The sequence below is a fragment of the Vibrio splendidus genome (genome assembly GCF_024347615.1).
GTDB lineage: Bacteria > Pseudomonadota > Gammaproteobacteria > Enterobacterales > Vibrionaceae > Vibrio > Vibrio splendidus.
Map to the genome: position 1 here is coordinate 535,606 of NZ_AP025508.1, position 23,664 is coordinate 559,269.

General features: G+C 46.1%; 14 protein-coding genes. 4 read left to right on the forward strand and 10 right to left on the reverse strand.

The features are described 5' to 3' along the window. Positions 1 to 122: 122 nt before the first annotated feature. The 10 genes from OCU90_RS02415 to gltB (OCU90_RS02460) form a co-directional block, all read right to left on the reverse strand. The gene (locus OCU90_RS02415; RefSeq protein ID WP_061024529.1) at positions 123 to 704 is read right to left on the reverse strand and encodes a flavodoxin family protein; all 582 of its coding nucleotides are present in this window, start codon (positions 702 to 704) and stop codon (positions 123 to 125) included. 230 nt (positions 705 to 934) lie between these two features. Next, the gene (locus OCU90_RS02420) at positions 935 to 1,552 is read right to left on the reverse strand and encodes a TRIC cation channel family protein (RefSeq protein ID WP_004734978.1); all 618 of its coding nucleotides are present in this window, start codon (positions 1,550 to 1,552) and stop codon (positions 935 to 937) included. A gap of 74 nt (positions 1,553 to 1,626) precedes the next feature. Next, entirely contained in the window at positions 1,627 to 2,496 is an 870-nt protein-coding gene (gene btuF / locus OCU90_RS02425) for a vitamin B12 ABC transporter substrate-binding protein BtuF (protein ID WP_017087513.1), read from the reverse strand. A gap of 1 nt (position 2,497) precedes the next feature. Next, positions 2,498 to 3,451, reverse strand: a complete 954-nt coding sequence (locus OCU90_RS02430) for a cobalamin biosynthesis family protein (RefSeq protein WP_061024531.1) — start codon at positions 3,449 to 3,451, stop codon at positions 2,498 to 2,500. Positions 3,452 to 3,461: 10 nt separating this feature from the next. Then, positions 3,462 to 4,157, reverse strand: coding sequence for a 5'-methylthioadenosine/S-adenosylhomocysteine nucleosidase (gene mtnN, locus OCU90_RS02435; RefSeq protein WP_061024532.1), 696 nt, complete (start codon positions 4,155 to 4,157; stop codon positions 3,462 to 3,464). Between the two features lie 127 nt (positions 4,158 to 4,284). Next, entirely contained in the window at positions 4,285 to 4,713 is a 429-nt protein-coding gene (locus OCU90_RS02440) for a DUF1499 domain-containing protein (protein WP_061024534.1), read from the reverse strand. Between the two features lie 170 nt (positions 4,714 to 4,883). After that, on the reverse strand, positions 4,884 to 6,296 hold the full coding sequence (locus tag OCU90_RS02445; RefSeq protein WP_009848402.1) for an FAD-dependent oxidoreductase: 1,413 nt from the start codon (positions 6,294 to 6,296) through the stop codon (positions 4,884 to 4,886). A gap of 16 nt (positions 6,297 to 6,312) precedes the next feature. Further along, positions 6,313 to 10,776 carry a glutamate synthase large subunit gene (gene gltB, locus OCU90_RS02450; RefSeq protein WP_061024536.1) on the reverse strand — a complete coding sequence of 1,488 codons (4,464 nt, stop codon included), beginning with the start codon at positions 10,774 to 10,776 and terminating at the stop codon, positions 6,313 to 6,315. A gap of 430 nt (positions 10,777 to 11,206) precedes the next feature. Beyond that, positions 11,207 to 12,676 (reverse strand): glutamate synthase subunit beta, encoded by a 1,470-nt coding sequence (locus OCU90_RS02455; protein ID WP_004734985.1) that lies wholly within the window; start codon positions 12,674 to 12,676, stop codon positions 11,207 to 11,209. Next, complete coding sequence (gene gltB, locus OCU90_RS02460; protein WP_004734986.1) at positions 12,676 to 17,223, reverse strand: glutamate synthase large subunit; 4,548 nt, start codon at positions 17,221 to 17,223, stop codon at positions 12,676 to 12,678. Before gltB (OCU90_RS02460) ends, OCU90_RS02455 begins: the two co-directional genes overlap by 1 nt. Positions 17,224 to 17,753: 530 nt before the next feature. Here gltB (OCU90_RS02460) and OCU90_RS02465 point away from each other — a divergent pair. The 4 genes from OCU90_RS02465 to OCU90_RS02480 all read left to right on the forward strand — a co-directional run bounded on the left by OCU90_RS02465 (position 17,754) and on the right by OCU90_RS02480 (position 23,575). Continuing rightward, on the forward strand, positions 17,754 to 18,707 hold the full coding sequence (locus tag OCU90_RS02465) for a TIGR01212 family radical SAM protein (RefSeq protein WP_017087516.1): 954 nt from the start codon (positions 17,754 to 17,756) through the stop codon (positions 18,705 to 18,707). A 91-nt stretch (positions 18,708 to 18,798) separates the two neighbouring features. After that, complete coding sequence (locus tag OCU90_RS02470; protein WP_017077703.1) at positions 18,799 to 20,550, forward strand: sensor domain-containing diguanylate cyclase; 1,752 nt, start codon at positions 18,799 to 18,801, stop codon at positions 20,548 to 20,550. A 150-nt stretch (positions 20,551 to 20,700) separates the two neighbouring features. Then, on the forward strand, positions 20,701 to 23,124 hold the full coding sequence (gene arcB, locus OCU90_RS02475) for an aerobic respiration two-component sensor histidine kinase ArcB (protein WP_061024538.1): 2,424 nt from the start codon (positions 20,701 to 20,703) through the stop codon (positions 23,122 to 23,124). A gap of 7 nt (positions 23,125 to 23,131) precedes the next feature. Further along, positions 23,132 to 23,575: a hypothetical protein gene (locus OCU90_RS02480; protein ID WP_004734990.1), complete on the forward strand. Its 444-nt coding sequence runs from the start codon at positions 23,132 to 23,134 to the stop codon at positions 23,573 to 23,575. The last annotated feature ends 89 nt before the right edge of the window (positions 23,576 to 23,664 follow it).

Sequence of the window (23,664 nt, forward strand, 5' to 3'; positions counted from 1 at the left end):
ATGAAAGTTGGGAATGATTAAACCAAGTTACCTCAAACGCCATTCATTCTCTAGTCTGAGTACATAGATATCAGACAAGCTAGGGGTTTTGACGTTAGCTCGTTAATTAGGAAATTAGCTCGTTAGGTTTTCTTAACTAGACTCGCGATGCGTTGGCCAAAATAGAAAGCGGTTTTAAGATCATTACTATTGATGTGATTATCGTTGCTCTCAGCCGTCTGATCATCACTGGCGACCAAACCAATACTTGAACCTGTGCGATTCAAACCTAAATCATCAATATGCTTTGAGATATCAAGCCCTGCCCAAATCATGCCATGCTGACAAGCCAGAGTGAAAAAGCTCAGTAGGGTTTGCTGTTGTTCACCGTTAAGGCTACCACCAGTGGTGAAACCTGCAGCGAGCTTATTTCGCCATGCTTTCTTACAGTAGCTACCACTGCTCGCATCCATAAAGCTCTTAAACTGAGCCGCTGGTGAACCCATATAAGTCGGGGAGCCAAAGATAATGGCGTCACAGCTGTCTAATGCGCTGAGCTTATCGTCATTGTCATATCTTCCTTCGATTATTTCAGAAGAGAGCACCTCGATGAGCTGTGCTGAGTTAGATTGTTGAGTGTTAATGCCTTCAGCGATTGTCTCTGCGACTTGCTTAGTCGCTCCATTCTTAGAGAAGAAAACAATGCCCACTTTATTGATACTCATCTTGAACTCCCTTTTCAAGTGTTAGTAAATAAAATTATTTATAAAGCTATTTGTTTATTAATATAGCCTGTGAACTATGTAAGTAAACAAAAAACATTACTAACTAACAAGCTAACTAAATTGAGTGTCATGAAAGAAGGGGATCTTTGAAGGAAGAAATAGAGGGTATAAGTACTTTGAAAGCGAATTAAAAAAGGCTCCTTTGCGGAGCCTCTTAGTCATCGTTCTATCTATTTGATAGCAAAGGTAGGCAATGACAAGTGCCAGCGAATTGCGCCAAGCCTAATCAATAGTGTTGTGAACACACCGGCTAAAAATGCGGTTTCTGAATCGTGCCCCATGAGAATCGCCATGGTATGAAAAGCACCACCAATGATACAAGCCGTGGCGTAGACTTCACTTCTTAAGATCATCGGCACTTCACGGGCAAGCACGTCACGGATAATACCGCCACCACAGCCTGTGATAACCCCCATGATAATAGCCACTAATGCCGAGTCTTGATAATTCAGCGCTTTCTCAACACCAATGCCAACAAATACGGCTAAGCCTATCGCATCACATACCGGCAATATCCACCAAGCCAGACGTTTAGGGCGTCTTACAATAATCATGGTCAGCAAACAGGTAGTGATAATGACCCAAAGGTAGGTGGTATCGGTGATCCAAAACACGGGAGTCGCACCCAATGCCATGTCACGGATAGTGCCGCCGCCAATCGCGGTCACACTGCCTAGAACGGCTACGCCAAAGGGGTCCATCTTAAGACGGCCAGCGACAAATACGCCTGAGACAGCAAAAATGGCAGTGCCAAATAAATCGATAATATAAAGCAGCATGGAGTCCATGATACTGGTGCTCTTATAGTTAAAATTGTAGGGACAGGTCGGTGGCGAATTGTACGAAAAAACGCAGCAAATAGTTAGTGATTTTGCCTAGCTCTATCGAAGAAATCGCATACTTGTTGGATCGCTTTCAAAGTTCTCGTTGTCGGGCGATTAATCCAGTCAGAATTGAGTGACCAAATCTGATTTTGAGCGACTGCTGGGATCTCGTCCTCCCAAGTTTGCCACATGGTTCCATTCTCAATTGCGTGCTGAGAAGTGAAGATCACTTGCGGTTTCCTTAATACAACTTGTTCAATACCAACTTGAGGATAAGGGGAAGCACTGTCTTCGAAAATATTCTGGCCGCCACAAAATTCAAACACCTCACTTGGCCAGTGCCCTTGAGCGACGGTGATGATCGGCTTTTCACTTAGCTGATAAAAGTAGTTTACGGGTTCGGCATCTTTATATTTTAGTCTCAATGCGTTGAGTTTTTCTTTGTATTGCTTGGCATTGTTTTCCCCAATACTCGGATCACTGGAGTATTGGCTGAGTTGTTCAATATTGGTCGCAATGCTGTCTAGGCTTTTGGTTTTCGAGTAGTAAATATTAAACCCAAATTGCTCTAGTTTCGCGAGCTCTCTGGGCGGGTTTCCCGCTGGCCACGCAAGAATCAAATCAGGTTGCAGTGCGATGATTTTCTCAACCTTGATACCTTGATAGTTTGCCACTTTTTCAAGCTGGTCTGCTTGTGGTGGGTAATCACTCCGCTCACTGACCGCAACAAGGTTATCACCTAAGCCAGCACTGTACGCGAGTTCAGTGGCGTGAGGAGCAAGGCTTACTACGCGTTGAGCTGGCTGTACTTTTTCTGGAGTCTGCGATGTTTCTTCCGCAAATGATAAAGGCAGCCATAAGCTGGAAGACAAAAGAGTAAGGCTTGTAACAAGTGCTGAAGGTTTCACTCTAAATCCCTTGGTGAACAAATAGTAAGATTAGGCTTTGTAAAAATATCCAGATAGCAATACGACCAAACAGCAGCTTCTGAACCTGAGATAGATGCAGAGCTGATGGGGCGATTCTGCCCCCCAATTTTGCGCGAATGGCTTTGGTGTTGTTGTAAATAGCAGGGCCACCCAATGATAATTCCAGCTTGTTGCCAACGGCCGTGATCAACCATGCAGGCCCGGGCAATGGCCAAGAACGGCTCTGGGTAAGCATCATTTTAAATGTGTGCGTTGCTTTATCACCACATACGATCATCAAAGCAAACAGACGCATCGGTATGAATTCGAGGATAGCGACTATCTTGATAGCCGTTGAGCCGAACGGAGAAAATTGCTTACGACTCGGCGACCAAGCTCGAGCTAACTCAACAACAAGGCGATACATTAAAGCCGCAATTCCACCACCAATGGCGTACCAGAATAAAACACATACCACATTGCGTGCGTAACCCATGATGATGGTTTCAGCAGCTGCTTTGCCCAGCCCAAGTGATGACAGTGATTCGGTTTGACGATTTACAACCGGAGCCAGTAACTGACGAGCCGTGGCTTTATCTTCTCGACCAAGCGCTTTGATCAGCTGATTTGCTAGCTTTTCATTATTGCGCCAATCAATCGCCAGCAATAACAGCGCTAATTCAAACAGTTGAGATTGCCAAACCAATGGTTGCAGTGCCAATAGAATTATCAGAGTCGGCAGTACCATTACGCCCCAGGCTAATGTGCCCGAGATTAAGCTTTGGGAATAGTTTTGGTTGTTATTAACCTTGCTTGCTAAAAGCTCAGCAAACTTATGCCATAAGGTCGTAGGGTGTGCGGCATGGGGGATAGGTAAAATCAAATGAAAAAGCAGTGCTCCCCACATTACAAGGAGCACGCCATTTGCAAATACCTGATCAAACAGTGTTTGCATGTCTAGTCGCTTACTTTAGTAGGGCAACCATCTTGATAACCATTTCTGAAGAGCTTTGAGCTGCTAGTGGCAGGAACTCTTCGAAGCTCATTGGTGATTCTTTGTCTGCAACGTCAGAGATTGCACGAACAACCACGAATGGTACTTGGAATTGGTGACAAGCTTGAGCGATAGCCGATGCTTCCATCTCTACAGCAACGACAGACGGGAAGTGCTTGCGGATGAACTCTTGGCGTTCTGCTGTGCAAACAAATGCGTCGCCAGTACAGATAAGACCGCGAACGGCGTGCTTATCTTCCATTTGTGCTAGAGTTTGTTCAGCAACAGCCATCAGTTTGTCGTCAGCTTTGAACGCTGCTGGTTGACCTGCCATTTGACCAATTTCGTAACCGAAAGCTGTAACATCTGCATCGTGGTGACGAACTTCAGTAGAGATAACCACATCGCCAAGGTTCAGTGTTGAATCAAAACCGCCAGCAGAGCCAGTGTTTAGAACGACATCTGGCTGGTATTCGCTTAGCAGGATTGAAGTACCAACAGCCGCTGCTACTTTACCAATGCCTGATTGAAGCAAAACAACGTCAACACCATTTAGCTGACCAGAGAAAAAGGTACAACCGCCTTTATTAACTTCAGTAATGTCTGAAATTGCTGCTTTTAGGATCGCAACTTCTTGCTCCATTGCGCCAATGATGCCGATTTTCATGTGTAGTCTCTTAATAAAAATTATTTAAACAGTAGAGCGAAATTGTAGCATGGAAGAGAAGTGTCGAGCGACTGCCCAGAAGCACTTCTCATCCGAATACAGACGATTTATCTGTGTATTCTTTTATCTATTTGATTAAGCCTTCGCTTTTCAAGCTAGCACGAAGTTGATCCGCTCGTTTTCGGTTGACGCCAAAGTCAGAATGGCCAGTGCGAGACTCTGAACGCACGATCAGTTTACCATCAGTGATCTTAAGCTCTAAGTCATCGACAAAGCGCATGATGCGAGAAGTACATTCAACACGCAGGTAATCTTCGGTTTTACTGGCTGTTTTTGCGCCTGGTAAGGTTAGGGCAACTTGTTCAATCTGATCTAGAGTTACAGACTCTGAGAGGTCAAACTCTGCTAGAGCATGTTGTTCACGGTCATCTTGAGTTGAAACGCAGTTTGGTTTGTCTCCACAAGGTGATGAAGTTCTGTCTTTCATGTCCGTGATTCCTTGGCTGCAAGCGGTTAGAGTTAAAAGAGATAGAGAAAGGAGATCGGCTTTTTTCATAGTGTTTCCTATGGCTTGTTTTTAATTCTAATTGTAGTTATCGGTATTGGCTTATTTGTAATTGTTTTACGTATTTTCGTGATGCTTGTGATAAACGAATCTAATTCAAAAAAGGATCCATAATTGGATCCTTTTTTATAGTAACGAACTGAGTAATAAAGGAAAACCAATCACACTTCTAGGTAGTCCAAGATCCCTTCTGCGGCTTTACGGCCTTCATCGATAGCGGTCACCACTAAATCAGAACCTCGAACGGCATCGCCACCGGCAAATATCTTGCTGTTGGTGGTTTGGTATTGAAACTCTTGTTTGCCGGGAGCTTTGATGCGCCCCCATTGGTCGAGCTCTACACCAAATGGTTCTAGCCATTCCATTGCATGAGGTTGGAAACCAAACGCCATGATCACAGCATCTGCTTCAAGAACATGCTCACTGCCTTCAACGGGTTCAGGACGACGGCGGCCTGCCTCATCAGGTTCACCCAAGGCTGTTTTCACCACTTTTACGCCAGTCACATGACCGGATGAATCGGTTTCCAGTGCTAATGGTTGAAGGTTGAACATGAACTTTACGCCTTCCTCTTTTGCATTTTTCACCTCACGGCGAGAGCCCGGCATGTTTGCTTCATCTCGGCGATAAGCACAAACAACATTAGCTGCATGTTGGCGAATCGAGGTTCTTACACAGTCCATCGCGGTATCACCACCACCAAGCACGACCACTTTTTTACCCTTCATGTCGATAAACGGCGTTGGGTTATCCAGTTCCATGACCTTGTAGGTATTGGAAACAAGGAATGGCAGGGCATCATAAACGCCCGGTGCTTCTTCGTTGTCTAACCCAGCACGCATGTTTTTATAGGTGCCGACACCTAAGAAGACAGCATCATAGTCATCGACTAATTGTTGCAGCTGAACGTCTTTACCGACTTCGGTATTCATTTTAAATTCGACACCCATTCCACTAAAGATACGGCGACGGTTTTCCATGATGCCTTTCTCAAGTTTGAACGATGGGATACCAAACGTCAGCAGGCCACCTATCTCAGGGTAGCGGTCAAATACCACGGCCTTCACACCGTTTCGAACTAAGATATCAGCAGCAGCAAGACCTGCTGGGCCTGCGCCGATGATAGCGACTTTTTTGTCGGTCCATTCAACGTGAGACATGTCTGGTTTCCAGCCCATCTCAAACGCTTTGTCATTGATGTATTTTTCAATGTTGCCGATGGTTACTGCGCCGAAATCATCATTGAGGGTACAAGATCCTTCGCACAGTCGATCCTGAGGGCAAACTCGCCCACACACCTCAGGCAAGCTGTTGGTTTGGTGAGACAGTTCAGCCGCTTCGATAATGCGTCCTTCATTGGCAAGCTTGAGCCACTGAGGGATGTAGTTATGAACAGGACATTTCCATTCACAGTAAGGGTTACCACAGTCTAAACAACGGTCTGCTTGCGCTTTGGCTTGTTGCTTAGTGAAAGGTTCGTAGATCTCTACAAACTCAATTTTACGTATTTTGATTGGCTTCTTCGCTGGGTCTACGCGATTCACATCAATAAATTGGTATACATTCTGGCTCATTATTGGCTCCTTCCAATTATTGCGCTTGAACACGAAGTTCAGCAGAGCTACGGCTTTGGTGACCGAGCAAGGTGTTAAGATCCGCCGTCTTTGGCTTCACTAGGTAGAACTTCGGAATCCATTCATCAAAGTTCGCCAGAATAGCTTCAGCGTGTACTGAGCCAGTCTCTTCTAAGTGCTCTGCAATCAGGCCGCGCAGATGTTCTTGGTGGATAAATAGATCAGACAGAGAAAGCGCTTCGACCGATTCGTTGTTCACACGGCCTTGGAAGTCTTCATTCTTATCCATGACATAAGCAAAACCACCCGTCATACCCGCGCCGAAGTTGACGCCAGTTGCGCCAAGAATGGCCACAATACCGCCAGTCATGTATTCACAGGCGTTGTCACCCGCACCTTCAATCACAGCAACGGTACCTGAGTTACGCACGCCAAATCGCTCGCCCGCAGTACCTGCGGCAAATAGCTTGCCTCCGGTTGCGCCATACAGACAAGTGTTGCCTATGATGGTCGCTTCGTTACAAGTAAAGGCTGTGCCTTGGTGAGGTTTGATCACTACTTTGCCGCCAGCCATGCCTTTGCCGACGTAGTCATTGGCATCACCCGTCAGATACAGCTCTACGCCGCCAGCGTTCCAAACCGCAAAGGATTGGCCTGCCGTGCCATCGAGATACAACTTAATTGGTGAACCGGCCATGCCTTGGTTACCGTAACGTTTGGCAATTTCACCAGAGATACGAGCACCAATCGAGCGATCGGTGTTGATCACGTTGTAGTAAAGGCTGGTGGATTGACGTTTCTCAATCGCATCGATTGCGTCATCAAGGATCTGTTGGTTGAGCTGAGCTTTATCAAAGGGTGCGTTTGGCTCTGTCCAAAATAGTGGGTGACCTTCTGGAGATACCGGAGCTTCCAATATCGAAGAGAGATCGAGCTTGCTCTGTTTCGCCGTGAGGCCTTGAACGGCTTCAAGCAAATCAGTACGACCAATCAGGTCAGTGAGTTTTTCTACGCCAAGTTCAGCAAGGTACTGGCGAACTTCATCGGCTAGGCCTGTAAAGTAGTTCACCACCATGTCTGGCAGGCCTTTAAAGTATTCACGGCGTAGGGTTTCATCTTGAGTCGCAACACCCGTTGCACAGTTGTTTAGGTGACAAATTCGTAAGAACTTACAACCCATCGCGACCATTGGCGCAGTACCGAAACCAAAGCTTTCAGCACCTAAAATCGCGCCCTTGATAACATCGAGGCCGGTTTTTAAACCACCATCGACTTGCAGGCGGATCTTATGACGAAGTCCGTTGGCGACGAGTGCTTGTTGAGTTTCGGCTAAGCCAAGCTCCCAAGGACAACCCGCGTATTTCACTGAAGTCAGTGGGCTTGCCGCGGTACCACCGTCGTAACCGGAGATCGTAATCAAGTCGGCATAAGCTTTCGCCACACCTGTGGCAATGGTGCCTACACCCGGTTCAGATACTAACTTCACTGAAACCAAGGCTTTAGGGTTAACTTGCTTAAGGTCGAAAATCAGCTGCGCCAGATCTTCGATAGAATAAATATCGTGATGTGGAGGAGGGGAGATCAATGTTACGCCTTGAACTGAGTATCTCAGCTTGGCGATTTCTGCTGTGACCTTATGACCTGGCAGTTGACCGCCTTCTCCTGGCTTCGCACCTTGTGCAACTTTGATTTGTAGAACATCCGCATTGGTTAAGTAATGTGGCGTCACACCAAAACGACCAGAAGCTATCTGTTTGATTCGTGAGTTGCGATCAGTCCCAAAGCGTCGTGGATCTTCACCGCCTTCACCAGAGTTGGAGTAGCCTCCTAAGCGGTTCATCGCCATGGCCAGCGCTTCATGAGCTTCGGGGCTCAAGGCACCAATCGACATAGCCGCAGAGTCAAAGCGCTTAAAGAGATCGCTACTCGGCTCGACTTGCTCTAGAGGCAGAGGTTGATCGGCTTTTTTGAGGCTCATTAAGTCGCGCAGCATAGCAGCAGGACGAGCATTAACTTGCTTCGCAAAAGATTGGTAGTCGGATGTTTCACCTGTCTTTACGGCGGTTTGCAAGGTACTGACTACGTCTGGGTTATAGGCGTGGTATTCGCCGCCATGTACGTATTTGAGTAAGCCACCATGTTCCAGTGGTTTACGTTTAGTCCATGCTTTACGAGATAGGTTATAGATATCTTGTTGGAAGTCGCTAAAGCTAGCGCCTTGGATACGAGTCGTTACGCCACGGAAACACAGATCAACAACATCGGTATGTAAACCGACAGCCTCAAATAACTGCGAGCAGCGATAAGAAGCAATCGTCGAGATACCCATCTTCGACATGATCTTATACAGACCTTTGTTGATGCCGTTTTGGTAATTTTGCAATGCAGTGCGATAGTCTTTATTTAAAGAACCATCGTCCAACATTTTGCCCAATGCTTCATAAGCGAGATAGGGATAAACTGCGGTTGCACCGAAGCCAAGCAGAACTGCAAATTGATGCGGGTCACGTGCGGTTGCTGTCTCAACCACGATGTTGGCATCACAACGTAGGTTGTTGTCAGCAAGTCTGGTTTGCACCGCACCTACAGCCATCGCTGCTGGAACCGGGAGCTTGCCTTTCTCTAAGTGCTTGTCTGAAAGTACAATCAAAACAGCACCATCACGGACCTCTTGCACCGCACGATCACACAAGTCATTAATGGCTTGTTCGAGATCTTTATCAGCAGGATCATAGTGCATGCTAAGAATCGCGTGGCCATAGTGTTTTTGATTTAACTGCAGAAGTTGCTGCATGTCAGAGTAGACCAGAACTGGCGAATTAAATGTCACACGGTAGGCGTGACCGTCTGTTTCGCAGAACACGTTCATCTCTTGGCCGATACTGGTGGCTAAAGACATAACATGCTTTTCACGCAGTGGATCAATCGGTGGGTTGGTGACCTGTGCAAACATTTGACGGAAATAGTCAGTGACGAGACGTTCTTTCGAAGAGAGCACAGCCATCGGCGTATCATCGCCCATCGAGCCTACGGCCTCTTGTCCCATATCACCAAGCACACGCAGTACTTGGTCCGACTCTTCGTTGCTCATCGCAAACTGTTTTTGGTAGGTCTTGAGCGTGTCATCGTCAAAGCTGCGCTTACCGACTTGCTCATCGGGCAGATCGGAAAACGGTGTGAGTTTGTGAACGTTCTTTTCCATCCACTCTTTATAGGGATGGCGACCTTTAAGGTCATTATCGATCTCGTTAGATTGCCACAGTTTACCGCGGCGCGTATCTATGACGAGTAGTTCACCCGGGCCGACACGCCCTTTCTCTGCCACCTCGTCTGGCGCGTAATTCCAGATGCCCACTTCAGATGCCAGCGTGATCAGGTTGTCTTTGGTAATCACATAACGCGCAGGGCGTAAGCCGTTTCTATCTAGGTTACACGCAGCGTAACGACCGTCAGAAAGGACGATACCTGCAGGGCCATCCCACGGTTCCATGTGCTTGGAGTTGAAGTCGTAGAATGCACGCAGATCGGGATCCATGTCTGGGTGGTTTTGCCAAGCGGGCGGCACGAGCATACGCATCGCTCGGAATACATCCATACCACCGGCAAGGAACAGGTCGAGCATGTTATCTAGGCTTGATGAATCTGAGCCTGTCTCATTCACAAAGGGTGCGGCCGTTTGTAAATCGGGCAGCAGTGGTGAAGAGAATTTATAGGCACGAGCTTTAGCCCACTGACGGTTACCTTCGATGGTATTGATCTCACCATTGTGCGCCAAATAGCGGAATGGCTGAGCCAGTGGCCAACGCGGCTGAGTATTGGTTGAGAAGCGCTGGTGGAACAGGCATATCGCCGATTCCATACGTAAGTCAGCAAGATCGAGGTAAAATCGCGGAAGATCGGCCGGCATACACAGGCCTTTGTAAACCATGACTTGTGTCGAAAGGCTACAAATATAGAAATCTTTGTCTTCGGTGATCTGTTTTTCAATTCGACGACGAGCGATATAAAGGCGTCGTTCAATATCGCGTTCACGCCACCCCGCGGGTGCCGAGATAAACACTTGCTGAATATTGGGAACAGAATCTTTGGCGATTGGACCTAATACGTCGGTGTTGGTCGGCACGACACGCCAACCTGCAACGGTTAAAGTTTCTTGAGCTAGCTCTTTATTGACGATGTCTTGCGCGGATTGCGCTTTGATTGGGTCTTGGCTGAAGAAAATCATGCCGACAGCGTATTGCTTGCCGAGCTTGAAGTTATTCTCTTCTGCAATAATTCTGAGATAAGAGTCTGGCTTCTGTAGCAATAAGCCACAGCCATCTCCTGTTTTACCATCCGCAGCAATACCACCACGGTGTGTCATGCGATCGAGGGCTGAAATAGCAGTTCGTACCAACTTATGACTCGGTTGGCCTTCCATTTGCGCTATTAAACCAAATCCACAGTTGTCTTTTTCAAGACTAGGATCATATAGAGCCATTGCAATTCTCCCTTTTGCTTCTCTGTCATCCAGACAGTAAATGACTAACTATTCATATACTTGTTATTTTTTATAAGCTTATAGTTTGTCTTTAGCTAGTTAAAACGTTATTGGTTGTGTTAACAAAACCGATTGGTTTTATTTTCACCAGCTTTACAACGTATAGCTAATTGTGTTTAAGGTCAAGTTCATGGTTAATTATCATGCGTAAACGCGATTAACCACGTAATAATCTAAAATAGTAGAATGATATCAAAGGGATATAAAAGGTAGATGTTAATGGAATTTAACATGTGTAACGAAGGGAATGTCCTAGGAGCCGTAAGGCAGATAGAAAAAAGGCTAGCATCGAGTGCTAGCCAAACATAAAAGTTAGGAAGGGTGTTGCTTTTCCTCTAGGCTAACGTCATCGACGTTAGCCCGAGAAATATTATGCGGAAAGCATGAGTGAATCAGCTTTCGCTTCTAAGTTTGAGTTACCCATTAAGAAGTCATCAATGGCAATTGCACATTCACGACCTTCATTAATACAACGTACAACCAGAGACTGACCAGTACGCATATCACCAGCAGCGAAAACGCCTTTCTGGTTCGTCGCAAAACCTTCAGAAGCGACGTTACCGCGCTCGTCCAGTTTAATGTCTAGTTGAGCAAGCACGCCTGTAGGCTCTGGGTGTAAGAAGCCCATTGCAAGGAATGCCATGTCACATGGAATAACACGTTCAGAGTTCGCTACTTCATCAAAACCTGGACGTTCGCCTGGTTTTGCGTCTTGCCAAACGATGTCAGCGATACGTAGACCCGTTACTTGACCTTGGTCGTCGCTAATGAACTCTTTGGTTAAGATGTTCCAATGACGTTCACAACCTTCTTCGTGAGAAGTGGTGGTTTTCATGATCATTGGGTATTGAGGCCAAGGCATATTTGCAGGGCGTTTCTCTGGTGGGATCGGCATGATCTCAACTTGAGTAATGCTTGCTGCTTTATGACGGTTTGATGTGCCCACACAGTCAGAACCCGTATCACCACCACCGATAACCACAATGTGCTTATCTTTAGCGTGAAGCTCTTCTGTCTTAAGATCTAAGTCGTTGGCACGGCGATTATTTTGACCAAGGAATTCCATGGCAAAATGAACGCCTTTAAGCTCACGACCTGGGATTGGTAAGTCGCGTGGAACCGTAGAACCACCCGTTAGCAATACCACATCAAACTCTTGGCGTAACTGTTGAGCATTAACATCAACACCGATGTGTTGGTTAACTTTAAATTCAACGCCAGCTTCAGCCATTAGGTTGATCTTACGATCAATCACGTCCATACCCAGTTTGAAATCTGGGATACCGAAACGCAGTAGGCCACCGACTTTCTCATCACGTTCAAATACCGTCACAGAGTGACCTGCACTGTTTAGTTGCTCAGCAGCGGCTAGACCTGCAGGGCCTGAACCGATAACTGCGACAGTTTTCCCTGTGCGAGAGCGTGGTGTTTTAGGCTTTGCGTACCCTTCACGGTACGCAGTTTCTACAATCGTTTTCTCGATATTACAGATAGTGATTGGGTCTTGGTTGATGCCAAGAACACAGGCACTTTCACAAGGAGCAGGACAAACACGACCTGTAAACTCAGGGAAGTTATTGGTAGAGCTAAGAATGTTCCAAGCCTCTTCCCAGCTGTCGCGATAAACAGCGTCATTGAATTCTGGGATGATGTTACCAATCGGACAGCCGTTGTGACAGAAAGGTACGCCACAGTCCATACAACGAGATGCTTGAGTATTGATCTTTTCACCAAACTCTTCGTTAAGTACGAACTCTTTGTTGTCTTCAATTCGAACTGACGGGTCGAGCTTCTTTGGAAGCTCACGACCGTGTTCTAAAAATCCAGTAGGCTTACCCATTATACTGCCTCCACTTCTTCCGTTTGTGCCTGTTGTGCTTCAGCTTTACGCTTTTGAAGAACCGCTTTGTAGTCGCGTGGCATTACTTTAACTAGCGATGCAACACTTGCTTCAAAGTTGTCTAGGAAAGACTGAGCAACTTCACTTCCTGTGAATTCAACATGCTTAGTTAGCATATCTAGTAGAAGATCTTTATCTTCTTGTTCAATTGGATCTAGGTCTACAAGTTCTGCGTTGAGCTTAGTCTCGAAGTCACCTGCTTTATCCCAAACATAAGCGACACCGCCACTCATACCTGCAGCAAAGTTACGACCCGTTGAACCAAGGATAATTGCCGCACCGCCAGTCATGTATTCACAACCGTGGTCACCAACACCCTCAACAACAACCTTCGCACCAGAGTTACGAACACAGAAACGTTCGCCAGCCATACCGCGAATAAAAGATTCACCAGAGGTTGCACCGTAGAAACATACGTTACCCACCACGATGTTATCTTCAGCAACGATAGTAGATCTTGCATCTGGGTACAGTACCAACGTACCGCCAGACAGACCTTTACCCCAGTAATCGTTCGCGTCGCCTTCTACTTCGAACTTAACGCCTTTCGCAAGGAACGCACCGAAAGATTGACCAGCACTACCGTGGAACTTAACGTTCATTGGCTGTGGTAAACCTTGGTCTTTGTAAACCTTCGAGATTTCGTTCGACAGCATCGTGCCTGCTGAACGGTCCGTGTTGATGATAGGGAACTGAGCGGTAACCGCTTCACCTTTCTCAAGCGCTGGGATTGCAGCCTGAATCAACTTACGGTCTAGAACGTCTTCAAGATTATGATTCTGTGTTGTCTGGTTGTAGATACCATCTTCTGCACGAGCCTGCTCAATGTGCAGTACCGGTGTTAGATCTAGGTTCTTGTACTTCCAGTGACCGATGTCATCACGAACTTTAAGTTTGTGCGATTGACCAACCATCTCATCGATAGAGCGGAAGCCAAGTTCAGCCATTACTTCACGTAGACCTTCAGCCATGTATTGGAAGAACGTTACTACGTCTTCTACGCGGCCGTCGAAACGCTCACGAAGAGTTTTGTTCTGTGTTGCGATACCAACAGGACATGTATTCTTGTGACACTTACGCATCATGATACAGCCTTCAACAACTAGAGCTGCTGTTGCTACGCCCCATTCTTCAGCGCCAAGTAACGTTGCGACTGCAAGGTCACGTGGTGTTTTCATCTGACCATCAGACTGAACAACGATACGGTTACGTAGGCCGTTTTTCAGTAGTGTTTGGTGCGTTTCCGCTAGACCCAGTTCCCAAGGCAGGCCTGTGTGACGGATGGAAGACATCGGAGATGCACCCGTACCACCATCAAAACCTGCGATAAGTACCACGTCAGCTTTCGCTTTTGCTACACCTGATGCAATCGTACCTACGCCAGCTTCTGATACTAGCTTCACGTTGACACGGCCGTTACGGTTCGCGTTTTTCAGATCGTAGATCAGCTGAGCCAAATCTTCGATTGAGTAGATATCGTGGTGTGGCGGTGGAGAGATAAGACCTACGCCCGGAGTCGAGTGACGCGTTGCACCGATCCAGTCATCAACCTTATCACCAGGTAGTTGACCACCTTCGCCAGGTTTCGCACCTTGAGCCATCTTGATTTGTAGCTCATCAGCGTTAGATAGGTAGTAAGACGTTACACCAAAGCGACCAGAAGCCACCTGTTTGATTGCTGAACGTTCCCAGTCGCCATTTTCTTTACGCTCGAAACGTGCTGGATCTTCACCACCTTCGCCTGAGTTTGATTTCGCGCCAATGCGGTTCATCGCGACAGCCAGTGTTGAGTGAGCCTCATGCGAGATTGAACCGAAGCTCATTGCGCCTGTTGCGAAACGCTTAAGGATTTTCTCAATAGGTTCTACTTCCGCTAGAGGAATAGAGCCTGCTGGGTTCTTGATGAAATCAAGTTGGCTACGTAGTGTTGCTGCGTTGTCGCCTTGAGCATCAACGGCGTTCGCGTACTTCTTGAATTGACCGTAATCTTTGTTACGCGTCGATTCTTGAAGTAGAGAAATGGTTTCTGGGTTGAATAAGTGCTTCTCACCACGTTGTTTCCACTGGTAAACACCGCCAACATCAAGAACTTGAGCTGGGATTTCACGAGCAGGGTAACCAACACGGTGACGAACTAATACTTCTCGTGCGATATCGTCGATCGTTAGACCTTGGATACGAGAAACAGTACCAGTGAAGTATTTTTCAACCACGGATTTGCTAACACCAAGTGCTTCAAAGATTTGAGCGCCGTGGTAAGACTGCAGCGTAGAGATACCCATCTTCGAGAAGATCTTCAGTAGACCGCCGTTAACACCCTTACGGTAGTTATCGAATAACTCACGTGGATGAACGTTTGGATCTAGCTTCTTAGTACGTTGCAGTTCAACAATCGTTTCGATAACTAGGTATGGGTTAACTGCGTTTGCACCGTAACCAATTAAGGTTGCAAAGTGGTGTGTCTCACGAGCATCGCCCGTTTCAACAACGATGTCACACTTAGCACGTAAACCTTTACGGATTAGGTGGTGGTGAACCGCGCCAACCGCCAGCATTGCTGGGATAGCTGCGTGGTTTGAGTTAACCGCACGGTCAGTCAGTAGAATGATAGAGTAACCATCAATAACCGCATCTTCTGCATATTGGCAGATACGTTTAAGTGCGCGCTCTAACTTACCTTGGTCTCCGTTTGCTTGGAATACGATATCCAGCGTCTTCGATTGAAGGTGCTCATTATCGATTGCACGCAGTTTCTCTAACTCTGAGTTAGAAAGAACTGGAGACTCAAGTTCCACTTTTTGACAGTGTTCAGGCGTTTCAGCAAGTAGGTTCTGATCTTTACCTAGGTAAGTATTCAGAGACATAACCATACGCTCACGAATCGGGTCGATTGGCGGGTTAGTTACTTGTGCAAACAACTGCTTAAAGTAGTTTGAAAGGTGCTGCGATTGATGAGAAAGAATCGCTAGCGGCCAGTCAGCACCCATTGCAGAAAGTGGCTCGTAGCCTGTTTTTGCAAGAGGGAGAATGATTTCGTTTACTTCTTCAGAGCTCACACCAAACGATTGTTGTTTGTGTAGCAGTTTTTCTGGAGAAGGTTGGTTAAATTCGTTGCTCGCATCCGGTAGCTTTTTCAAGCTCAGAAGATTCTCTTCAACCCATTTTTCGTAGGGTTGCGATTTAGCGATACCGTCTTTCACTTCTTCATCAGAAATGATGCGGCCTTGCTCAAGGTCAGCAACGAAGATACGACCAGGCTGTAGACGACCACGGTATTCAACGTTTTCTGGTGCGATTTCAACTACGCCAGACTCAGACGCCATCACTAGGAAGTCGTCTTTAGTTACTGTGTAGCGAGAAGGACGCAGACCGTTACGGTCAAGAGTTGCACCAACTTGAACACCATCGGTGAAACATACTGACGCTGGGCCATCCCATGGTTCCATTACGTTCGCGTGGTACTGGTAGAACGCACGACGAGTTGGATCCATGTTTTTGTTTTCTTGCCATGCTTCCGGGATCATCATCATCAACGCATGTGGCAGAGTACGACCTGAAAGAACAAGTAGCTCAAGCGCCATATCGAAGTTTGATGAGTCTGAGCTACCTTCTTGACAGATAGGAAGCAGCATGTCGATTTCAGCTTGTGTAAACAGATCCGATTCTAGGATTGCTTCACGTGCTTTCATCCAGTTCAGGTTGCCGCGAACCGTATTGATTTCGCCATTATGCGCGATGTAACGGAAAGGCTGAGCTAGACGCCAACGAGGGAATGTATTGGTAGAGAAGCGAGAGTGTACGAGTGCTAGAGCTGTCACCATAGTTGGGTTTTGCAGATCTAGGAAGTACTGAGGAACTTGTTCAGTTGTTAGCTGACCTTTGTACACCAATGTCTTGTAAGACATAGAGTTGATGTAGAAGTCATCACCAATATTTGAAACGCTTTCTAGGCATACACGAACCGTGTAGTTACGTAGAACATACAGTTTACGCTCAAGCTCTTCTGGTGTGATACCAGGGCCGCCAGAAATAAATACGTGTTCAAATTGAGGTTCAGTGCTTAATGGGTCAGCACCAATCATTGAATTGTCAGTTGGAAGTTCACGGTAGCCGATAACTTCTAACTCAAGGCGTTGTGCATTGCGTTCTAGAATGTCACGACACTGTGCACGTTTGTATTCATCTTTAGGGAAAAGTACAACACCAACACCATATTTTTCAAAAGATGGCAGTTTAATTCCAAGCTTTACGGCTTCTTCTAGTAAGAATTCGTGCGGCTTCTGTAGCAGGATACCTGCACCATCACCAGAACACGGATCGCAGCCTTGGCCGCCACGGTGTTCCATACGTGCAAGCATATCGAGTGCTTGAGTTACTACATCATGAGATTTGCGATTCTTTAGATGCGCAACAAAACCGATACCACAAGCGTCATGCTCCAATTCAGGAGTATACAGACCCTGTGAGTTCTGCTCTTGATCTACCATAGATACATCCTTCCAGTTAAATCTAGGCGCAACTTATTTGTATTAAGTTAGCCTTGTCCTTTTATATTTATGGGTCTAAACCTGCCTATGCTGGCGGTTTGAATCCTTTCCGTATCTCGCAGGAAAAGTATTGCGAGAAAAACAATCCTTAGTGATATCCGTTTATTTTTAGCCACAAACTAGTGGTTTATATAGGTGGGATATGGGTATCACCGACTTATTGGCAAGTTTTAGGTGTAAGTAAATACTCAAAAATAGCCAATATGTGTAAGTATCCTACAATTTTGTCTAGGCGAATTGCAATGAAAGTTGGTCCATGTAGACCATTTTTTTCGTTTTATTTTGAATTTAATGTCTAACAAATGTGCAACATTAGGCAAATAGAGCCGATTTTTTGCATGTTTATTGATATTTGATAGGTTGCTCGCAAAAAGCCTTGCGTAAACTAATTGGTCGAATTTTGCAGGGATGTAATTTTTTTTCAGAAAAAGACTGAGATTCATTTTTATTTACTTGAGCACTTTGAAAATATGCAATTACACGAGTTGGTTAATACTATCGGCCAAGACCTTCAACGTCGTTATGGCGAAAAGGTTCACAAGCTGACACTTCATGGTGGTTTTAGCTGCCCAAATCGAGACGGCACAATCGGTCGCGGTGGTTGCACTTTTTGCAATGTAGCGTCTTTTTCCGACGAACAAACTCAGATTCAAAGTATTGCCGATCAATTAAAAGACCGTGCGGGTGAGATTGCCCGTGCTAAGAAGTATCTTGCTTACTTTCAGGCATACACCAGCACTTATGCTGAAGTGCAGGTGCTCAAGAACATGTACGAAGAAGCCCTTAAAGCTCCGGGTGCCAATATTGTTGGCCTTTGCGTTGGTACAAGACCCGATTGCGTGCCTGATTCTGTATTGGAACTGCTGTCGGGTTACGTGAAACAAGGCTATGAGATTTGGCTAGAGCTCGGGCTACAAACGGCCAATGATAAAACCCTCAAGCGAATTAACCGCGGCCACGATTTCGCGGTGTATGAAACGATCACTCGGCGCGCTCGTGCTTTGGGGATCAAGATATGTACTCACCTTATTGTTGGCCTGCCCAAAGAAACCAAAGCGGATAACCTTGAAACTTTAGATAAGGTATTAGCCGTTGGCACCGACGGTATTAAGCTGCACGGGCTCCATATAGTAGAGGGCAGTACCATGGCTAAGGCGTGGAAGGCCGGAAAGCTAGAAGCACCAAGCCTTGAGGAGTACATTGATATTGCGACTGAGGTGATTCAACGGACTCCAGCAAACGTGGTTTATCACCGAGTATCTTCTGCGGCGAGACGCCCGACGTTACTCTCACCTTTGTGGTGTGAGAACCGTTGGTTAGCGATGACTGAGATTGGCCGTTCGCTTGATAAAACTGGCGCACAAGGCATCAAAACTGGCTCTGCATTCGAGTACACACTGCCTGTTTTAAACGCGGTCAATTGATAGAAAATGGTGACTGTCGGTAACAGCAGATAAAACCAACAAATAGTGGTAACATTTCCCTCACAGATTTTATGGTATAGATTGAGAGTAAATGGAACTGGTAATGACTTGGTTGTGGGACAGGGCGTATGGCTACGGTATTTATATCGTTGTTGTATTGCTGATTGCTCTCATCTGCTGGCATCTTTATTCACGTTATCAGTCGCATCTTGAAAAACTTCTACTCGCTACTCCATCGCCACTCTACTTTGTTGATGTTCGAAGTGGAGAGATCTTATATGCCAATCGCCAAGCTATGCAGCTGCTTGGTATTCGCCAAATTGGCGTTAACTTTCGATTCCCTACCGTTGAAAGCGAGAATAGCTTTCGTCATTACTTAACCAATCACATCAACTCTCGATCATTTGAGCAGGTCTCCCTGTGGGCGCTGTCTGAATTTGAGTCCTTTAAGATCAATTTGGTTGGTCGCAGGATCCGTTTTAGAAGTAAGAAAGCGTGGATGATTCACGCATCACCGTATAAAAATACAGATGAAGAGGTGTCCCAAGAAGTTCGTGAGCTTAATGTCGCGCGCACCGCTTTGGATTCTTTATCTGAGCTGATCTATGTAAAAGATCAAAAGGGTGAGTTGGTGACGAGTAATCGCTCGTTTAAAAAGTTTTGGCATGGACGCTCTGAAGAGGGCACTTTGAGTGTTTCTGGTGGGGCTTTAAAAGGTCGAGTCAGTGAACGTTCGTGGACAACGGATCAAGACGGTAAGGGTTGTTTGCTTGAAACTTACCAAAGTGTCTTGCTCTCGCAAGATGGATCAACCATAGGTACGCTCTCAATTAGCCATGATGTGACCGATTGGCACGACATGCAGCAAAAGCTGCGCGGCGAAATGGAAAAGCGAAAAGATACTGAAGTCGCGCTTGCCCAACGTGACACCATCCTCCAAAACATCTTGGAAGCGAGCCCTGACTCGATTGGTATCTTCAACGAAAATATGGTTTACCAAGCATGTAATAAGCCATTTGTGGCTGCGCTGGGTATCTCTGAAGTGAGTGATTTGGTCGGTAAGCGCCTGCAAGATGTGGTGCCTAATAGTATGTATATGCGCATTTCAGACACCGATCACCAAGTGCTTCATCAAGGTAAGTCATTACGCTATATCGATAAGGTCGTCTCTAGTGATGGCGAATACACTTGGTATGATGTGGTGAAATCACCGTTTAGGGATCTGGCATCAAGCACTAATGGTGTGTTGATCATGGCGCGTGATATTACAGAACGTTACCTTGCGGAGCAGAAACTTGAAGAAGCCAACCTTGAGCTTGAGCGTCTTAGCTTCATGGACAGCCTGACTCAGGTTTCCAACCGCCGTCGCTTTGATGAACAGCTTTCGACGCTGTGGCATTATCATGTGCGTGAGAAATTACCACTGACGATTATGCTGTGTGACATCGATTTCTTTAAAGGTTACAACGATTTTTACGGACATCAACAAGGTGATGATGCTCTGATCCAAGTTTCTCAGGCATTTAAGCAGGTGCTGAACCGTTCATCGGATTGTGTGGCTCGTTACGGTGGTGAAGAGTTCGGCTTTATTCTACCGAATACCACGGCTGAGGGTGCTCAGCTGGTGGCACAGCGTATCCATGATGGGATCCTTAAATTGGAACTGGCGCATGAGAAATCGAATGTCTCTGAATTCATCACGGTGAGTATTGGTATTATCTCTTACATTCCGACACCTGATGATGAAATGGATTCGGCGGTTGCCTTGGCTGACAGTGCGTTGTATCAAGCTAAATCCGACGGTCGAAACCGTTCGATGGTGCATCCTTCCTCAATTCGATAGCGCATTTATCTCTTGCTGCCCCTCTATTTATCCCACTTATCTGTTTTAAACAATATAACTGTAGCTCTCTTGCTGCGTGTGATGTAGCTAGCTTACCTCCTCTCTTTAAACAGGGTAGAATATTGCTAGTCTTATCGCATGGAGCGTTAAATGAAACCCATGAAAAATCTCGCTCAGTATTACGTGGATCTACTCGTAAAACTGGGGATTGTCCGCTTTTCTATCTTACTCGCCTTAGCGCTTGTAGCCCTCGCAGTTGTTGTGCAAGTGGGGATAACCCTCGCACTCAAAGGTAATGTTGATGATATCGACATTGTCCGTTCGGTTTTCTTTGGTTTAGTGATTACGCCTTGGGCGGTTTATTTCCTATCAGTGGTCGTTGATCAGCTGGAAGAGTCTCGTCAAAGGTTGGCGAAATTGGTCTCTAAGCTTGGTGACATGCGAGAGCGAGATCAAGAGCTCAACAATAAACTGCAACTCAATATCGAGAAGCTTAATCAAGAAATTGAAGAGCGTGAAAAAGCGGAAGAAGCGCGTGCAGAAGCAATGCACGATCTTGAAAATGAGGTGTTCCAGCGTGAGCGAACTCAGCTTGAACTTGCAGAGCGTACAGCACTGCTACGCTCGTTTATCGATGCCTCTCCTGATCTTATTTACTATCGCAATGAAGATGGTGTGTTCTCTGGTTGTAACCGTGCAGTTGAAGAGCTTACTGGCAAGACAGAAAAAGATCTCGTTGGCTTAACGCCTTGGGATGTTTATAGCAAAGAGATCGCTCAACAAGTTGTTGAAACCGATAAGAAGGTATTTGCTGACAACCAAGCACTGACTTATGACCAATGGTTGGAATACCCTGATGGTCGTAAGAGCTACTTCGAACTGCGTAAGGTGCCTTTCTACAGTAAAGAAGGTCGTCACTTGGGCTTGGTCGGTTTTGGCCGTGATATTACTGAGCGTAAAGAGCACCAAGAGTCACTGGAGAAAGCCAGTCGTGATAAGACCACCTTTATCTCAACCATTAGCCACGAGTTAAGAACGCCGCTCAATGGCATCATCGGCTTGAGTCGTATGTTGTTGGATAGCCAACTGACGACCGAGCAGCGCAAGCAGATGCAAACCATCAAGGTGAGCGCGGTGACATTGGGTAATATCTTTAACGATATTATCGATATGGACAAATTTGATCGTCGTAAACTTGAGTTATTCCCAACTCCGCTCAACTTTGAAGACTTCGTTGTTGAGATTGAGAGTATTTCTGCGTTAATGGCAGAGCAAAAAGGGTTAAGGTTTGATCTTGAAAGGTTATCGGATCTTCCTGCTGCGGTCGAAGTGGATGGTACTCGTCTTAGACAGGTGTTGTGGAACCTTGTAAGCAACGCGATGAAGTTCACCAAAGATGGTGGTGTCGTGATGACAGTCAGCGCTGAAATTGATGGCGACTTTGCTAACATCACCATGGAAGTAGAAGACACCGGGATTGGTATTCCTGAAAGTGAAATCGAGAAGATCTTCGCGATGTACTACCAGGTGAAGTCGGGCACAGACAATCTACACGCTGTCGGCACTGGTATTGGTCTTGCCGTGTCTCAACAGCTGATCCATATGATGGATGGTCACATTGAAGTCACCAGTGAAGAGGGCTTTGGTAGTACCTTTACGGTTTCTATTCGAGTGCCTGTTAATCACGATACTCAGGCTCTGATCAAAACGCCAAGAAAGCAGTCCAATCTTAAGATCTTCATGGTCGAAGATATTGAGCTTAATATCACAGTAGCTCGCTCTCTACTTGAAAGCCTTGGTCATGAAGTGACAGTCGTAATGACGGGTAAAGAGGCGCAAATCGTTTTCAACCCGAAAGATTATGACTTGGTCTTACTGGATATCCAGTTACCAGATATGACGGGCTTCGATATTGCTCAATACTACCGCGAGAAATACAGCAAGCTGCCGCCTTTGGTGGCATTAACCGCAAACGTATTAAACAACAAGCAAGAATACTTCCAGAAAGGCATGGACGAAGCGATCAGTAAACCGCTGTCGGTTCGTGCAATCCAGGATGTCATCAGCGATCTTATCGAGGATGCGCCAGAGGCTATTGAGAAAGTTAAGGGTATTGATACAGCCAAGGGTATTGATACTGCAAAGGATGTTGAAAAAGTAACCGGTATTGAGAAAGTAACAGGTGCTGAAAAAGTAACAGCGAGTAAGCCTGCTCTTTCAACGATTGATACCACTTTGCTTGATATTGATATGCTAGAGTCTTATGTTGATATTGTCGGGTCGAAACCGGTTTTGGACAGCATCGTGATGTTTGAAGATATGATGCCGGAATATATGGAAATATTGAATTCCAACATGGTGGCGAAAGATCAAGACAGCATCGTTTCTGAAGCGCATAAGATTAAAGGTGCGGCAGGTTCAATTGGCCTGAAGCGCATACAGCAAGTTGCTCAGAAAGCTCAATCTCCAGATATGCCTGCGTGGTGGGAGAACATTTCAGATTGGGTTGATGAAATAAATAACGAATACCAGAATGACATTGAAGTCTTAAAGAGTTGGTTAAATCAAAGGTAGAAGAATAATGAAAAAATTAGCATTCGCCGCATGTGTCGTGGCATTAGCGGGTTGTTCTGCACCACAAGTAGAATGGCAGCAAGATAACCAAGTAGAAATATCTGCTGCGACAGTCACAATGAAAAGCAACCTGTGGCACAACAAGATGCCTACGATTGGAGAGGCTCAAGATAAGACTCTGCACGGTTCTATCTACCTAGAGTCTGACTCACAACTACCAGCAACGCTTGCGGTTGAGAGTGTGACGGTTAAACAGGGGGCGGATACCTTGTTGGTAACAGCTGACGATCTTGATTTAAGAACACACAGTGAAACTCAGTGGGAAGTCGCTTTTGTATGGCAGCTAGAGATCGACAGTGACAAGCCTGTTGATGTTGCGATTGAACTCAAAGACGGTGAAACCGTGAAGTGGCTCGTCGAGAAAGACGTTAAGGTTGATACGGTTTACTAAAACCTTAGCGATCAATGAACAATAAAAAAGGGAGAATGCGTTGGCATTCTCCCTTTTTAATCACTATTGATTACGCTTCGACTGTTCGG

Bases quoted from the DNA above. Each gene is read 5' to 3' on its own strand.
- OCU90_RS02430 (WP_061024531.1), bottom strand. From the start codon at position 3,451: ATGCAAACACTGTTTGATCAGGTATTTGCAAATGGCGTGCTCCTTGTA.
- gltB (WP_061024536.1), bottom strand. From the start codon at position 10,776: ATGGCTCTATATGATCCTAGTCTTGAAAAAGACAACTGTGGATTTGGT.
- OCU90_RS02480 (WP_004734990.1), top strand. From the start codon at position 23,132: ATGAAAAAATTAGCATTCGCCGCATGTGTCGTGGCATTAGCGGGTTGT.
- OCU90_RS02415 (WP_061024529.1), bottom strand. From the start codon at position 704: ATGAGTATCAATAAAGTGGGCATTGTTTTCTTCTCTAAGAATGGAGCG.
- mtnN (WP_061024532.1), bottom strand. From the start codon at position 4,157: ATGAAAATCGGCATCATTGGCGCAATGGAGCAAGAAGTTGCGATCCTA.
- OCU90_RS02445 (WP_009848402.1), bottom strand. From the start codon at position 6,296: ATGAGCCAGAATGTATACCAATTTATTGATGTGAATCGCGTAGACCCA.
- arcB (WP_061024538.1), top strand. From the start codon at position 20,701: ATGAAACCCATGAAAAATCTCGCTCAGTATTACGTGGATCTACTCGTA.
- OCU90_RS02465 (WP_017087516.1), top strand. From the start codon at position 17,754: ATGCAATTACACGAGTTGGTTAATACTATCGGCCAAGACCTTCAACGT.
- OCU90_RS02440 (WP_061024534.1), bottom strand. From the start codon at position 4,713: ATGAAAAAAGCCGATCTCCTTTCTCTATCTCTTTTAACTCTAACCGCT.
- gltB (WP_004734986.1), bottom strand. From the start codon at position 17,223: ATGGTAGATCAAGAGCAGAACTCACAGGGTCTGTATACTCCTGAATTG.
- OCU90_RS02470 (WP_017077703.1), top strand. From the start codon at position 18,799: ATGGAACTGGTAATGACTTGGTTGTGGGACAGGGCGTATGGCTACGGT.
- OCU90_RS02420 (WP_004734978.1), bottom strand. From the start codon at position 1,552: ATGGACTCCATGCTGCTTTATATTATCGATTTATTTGGCACTGCCATT.
- OCU90_RS02455 (WP_004734985.1), bottom strand. From the start codon at position 12,676: ATGGGTAAGCCTACTGGATTTTTAGAACACGGTCGTGAGCTTCCAAAG.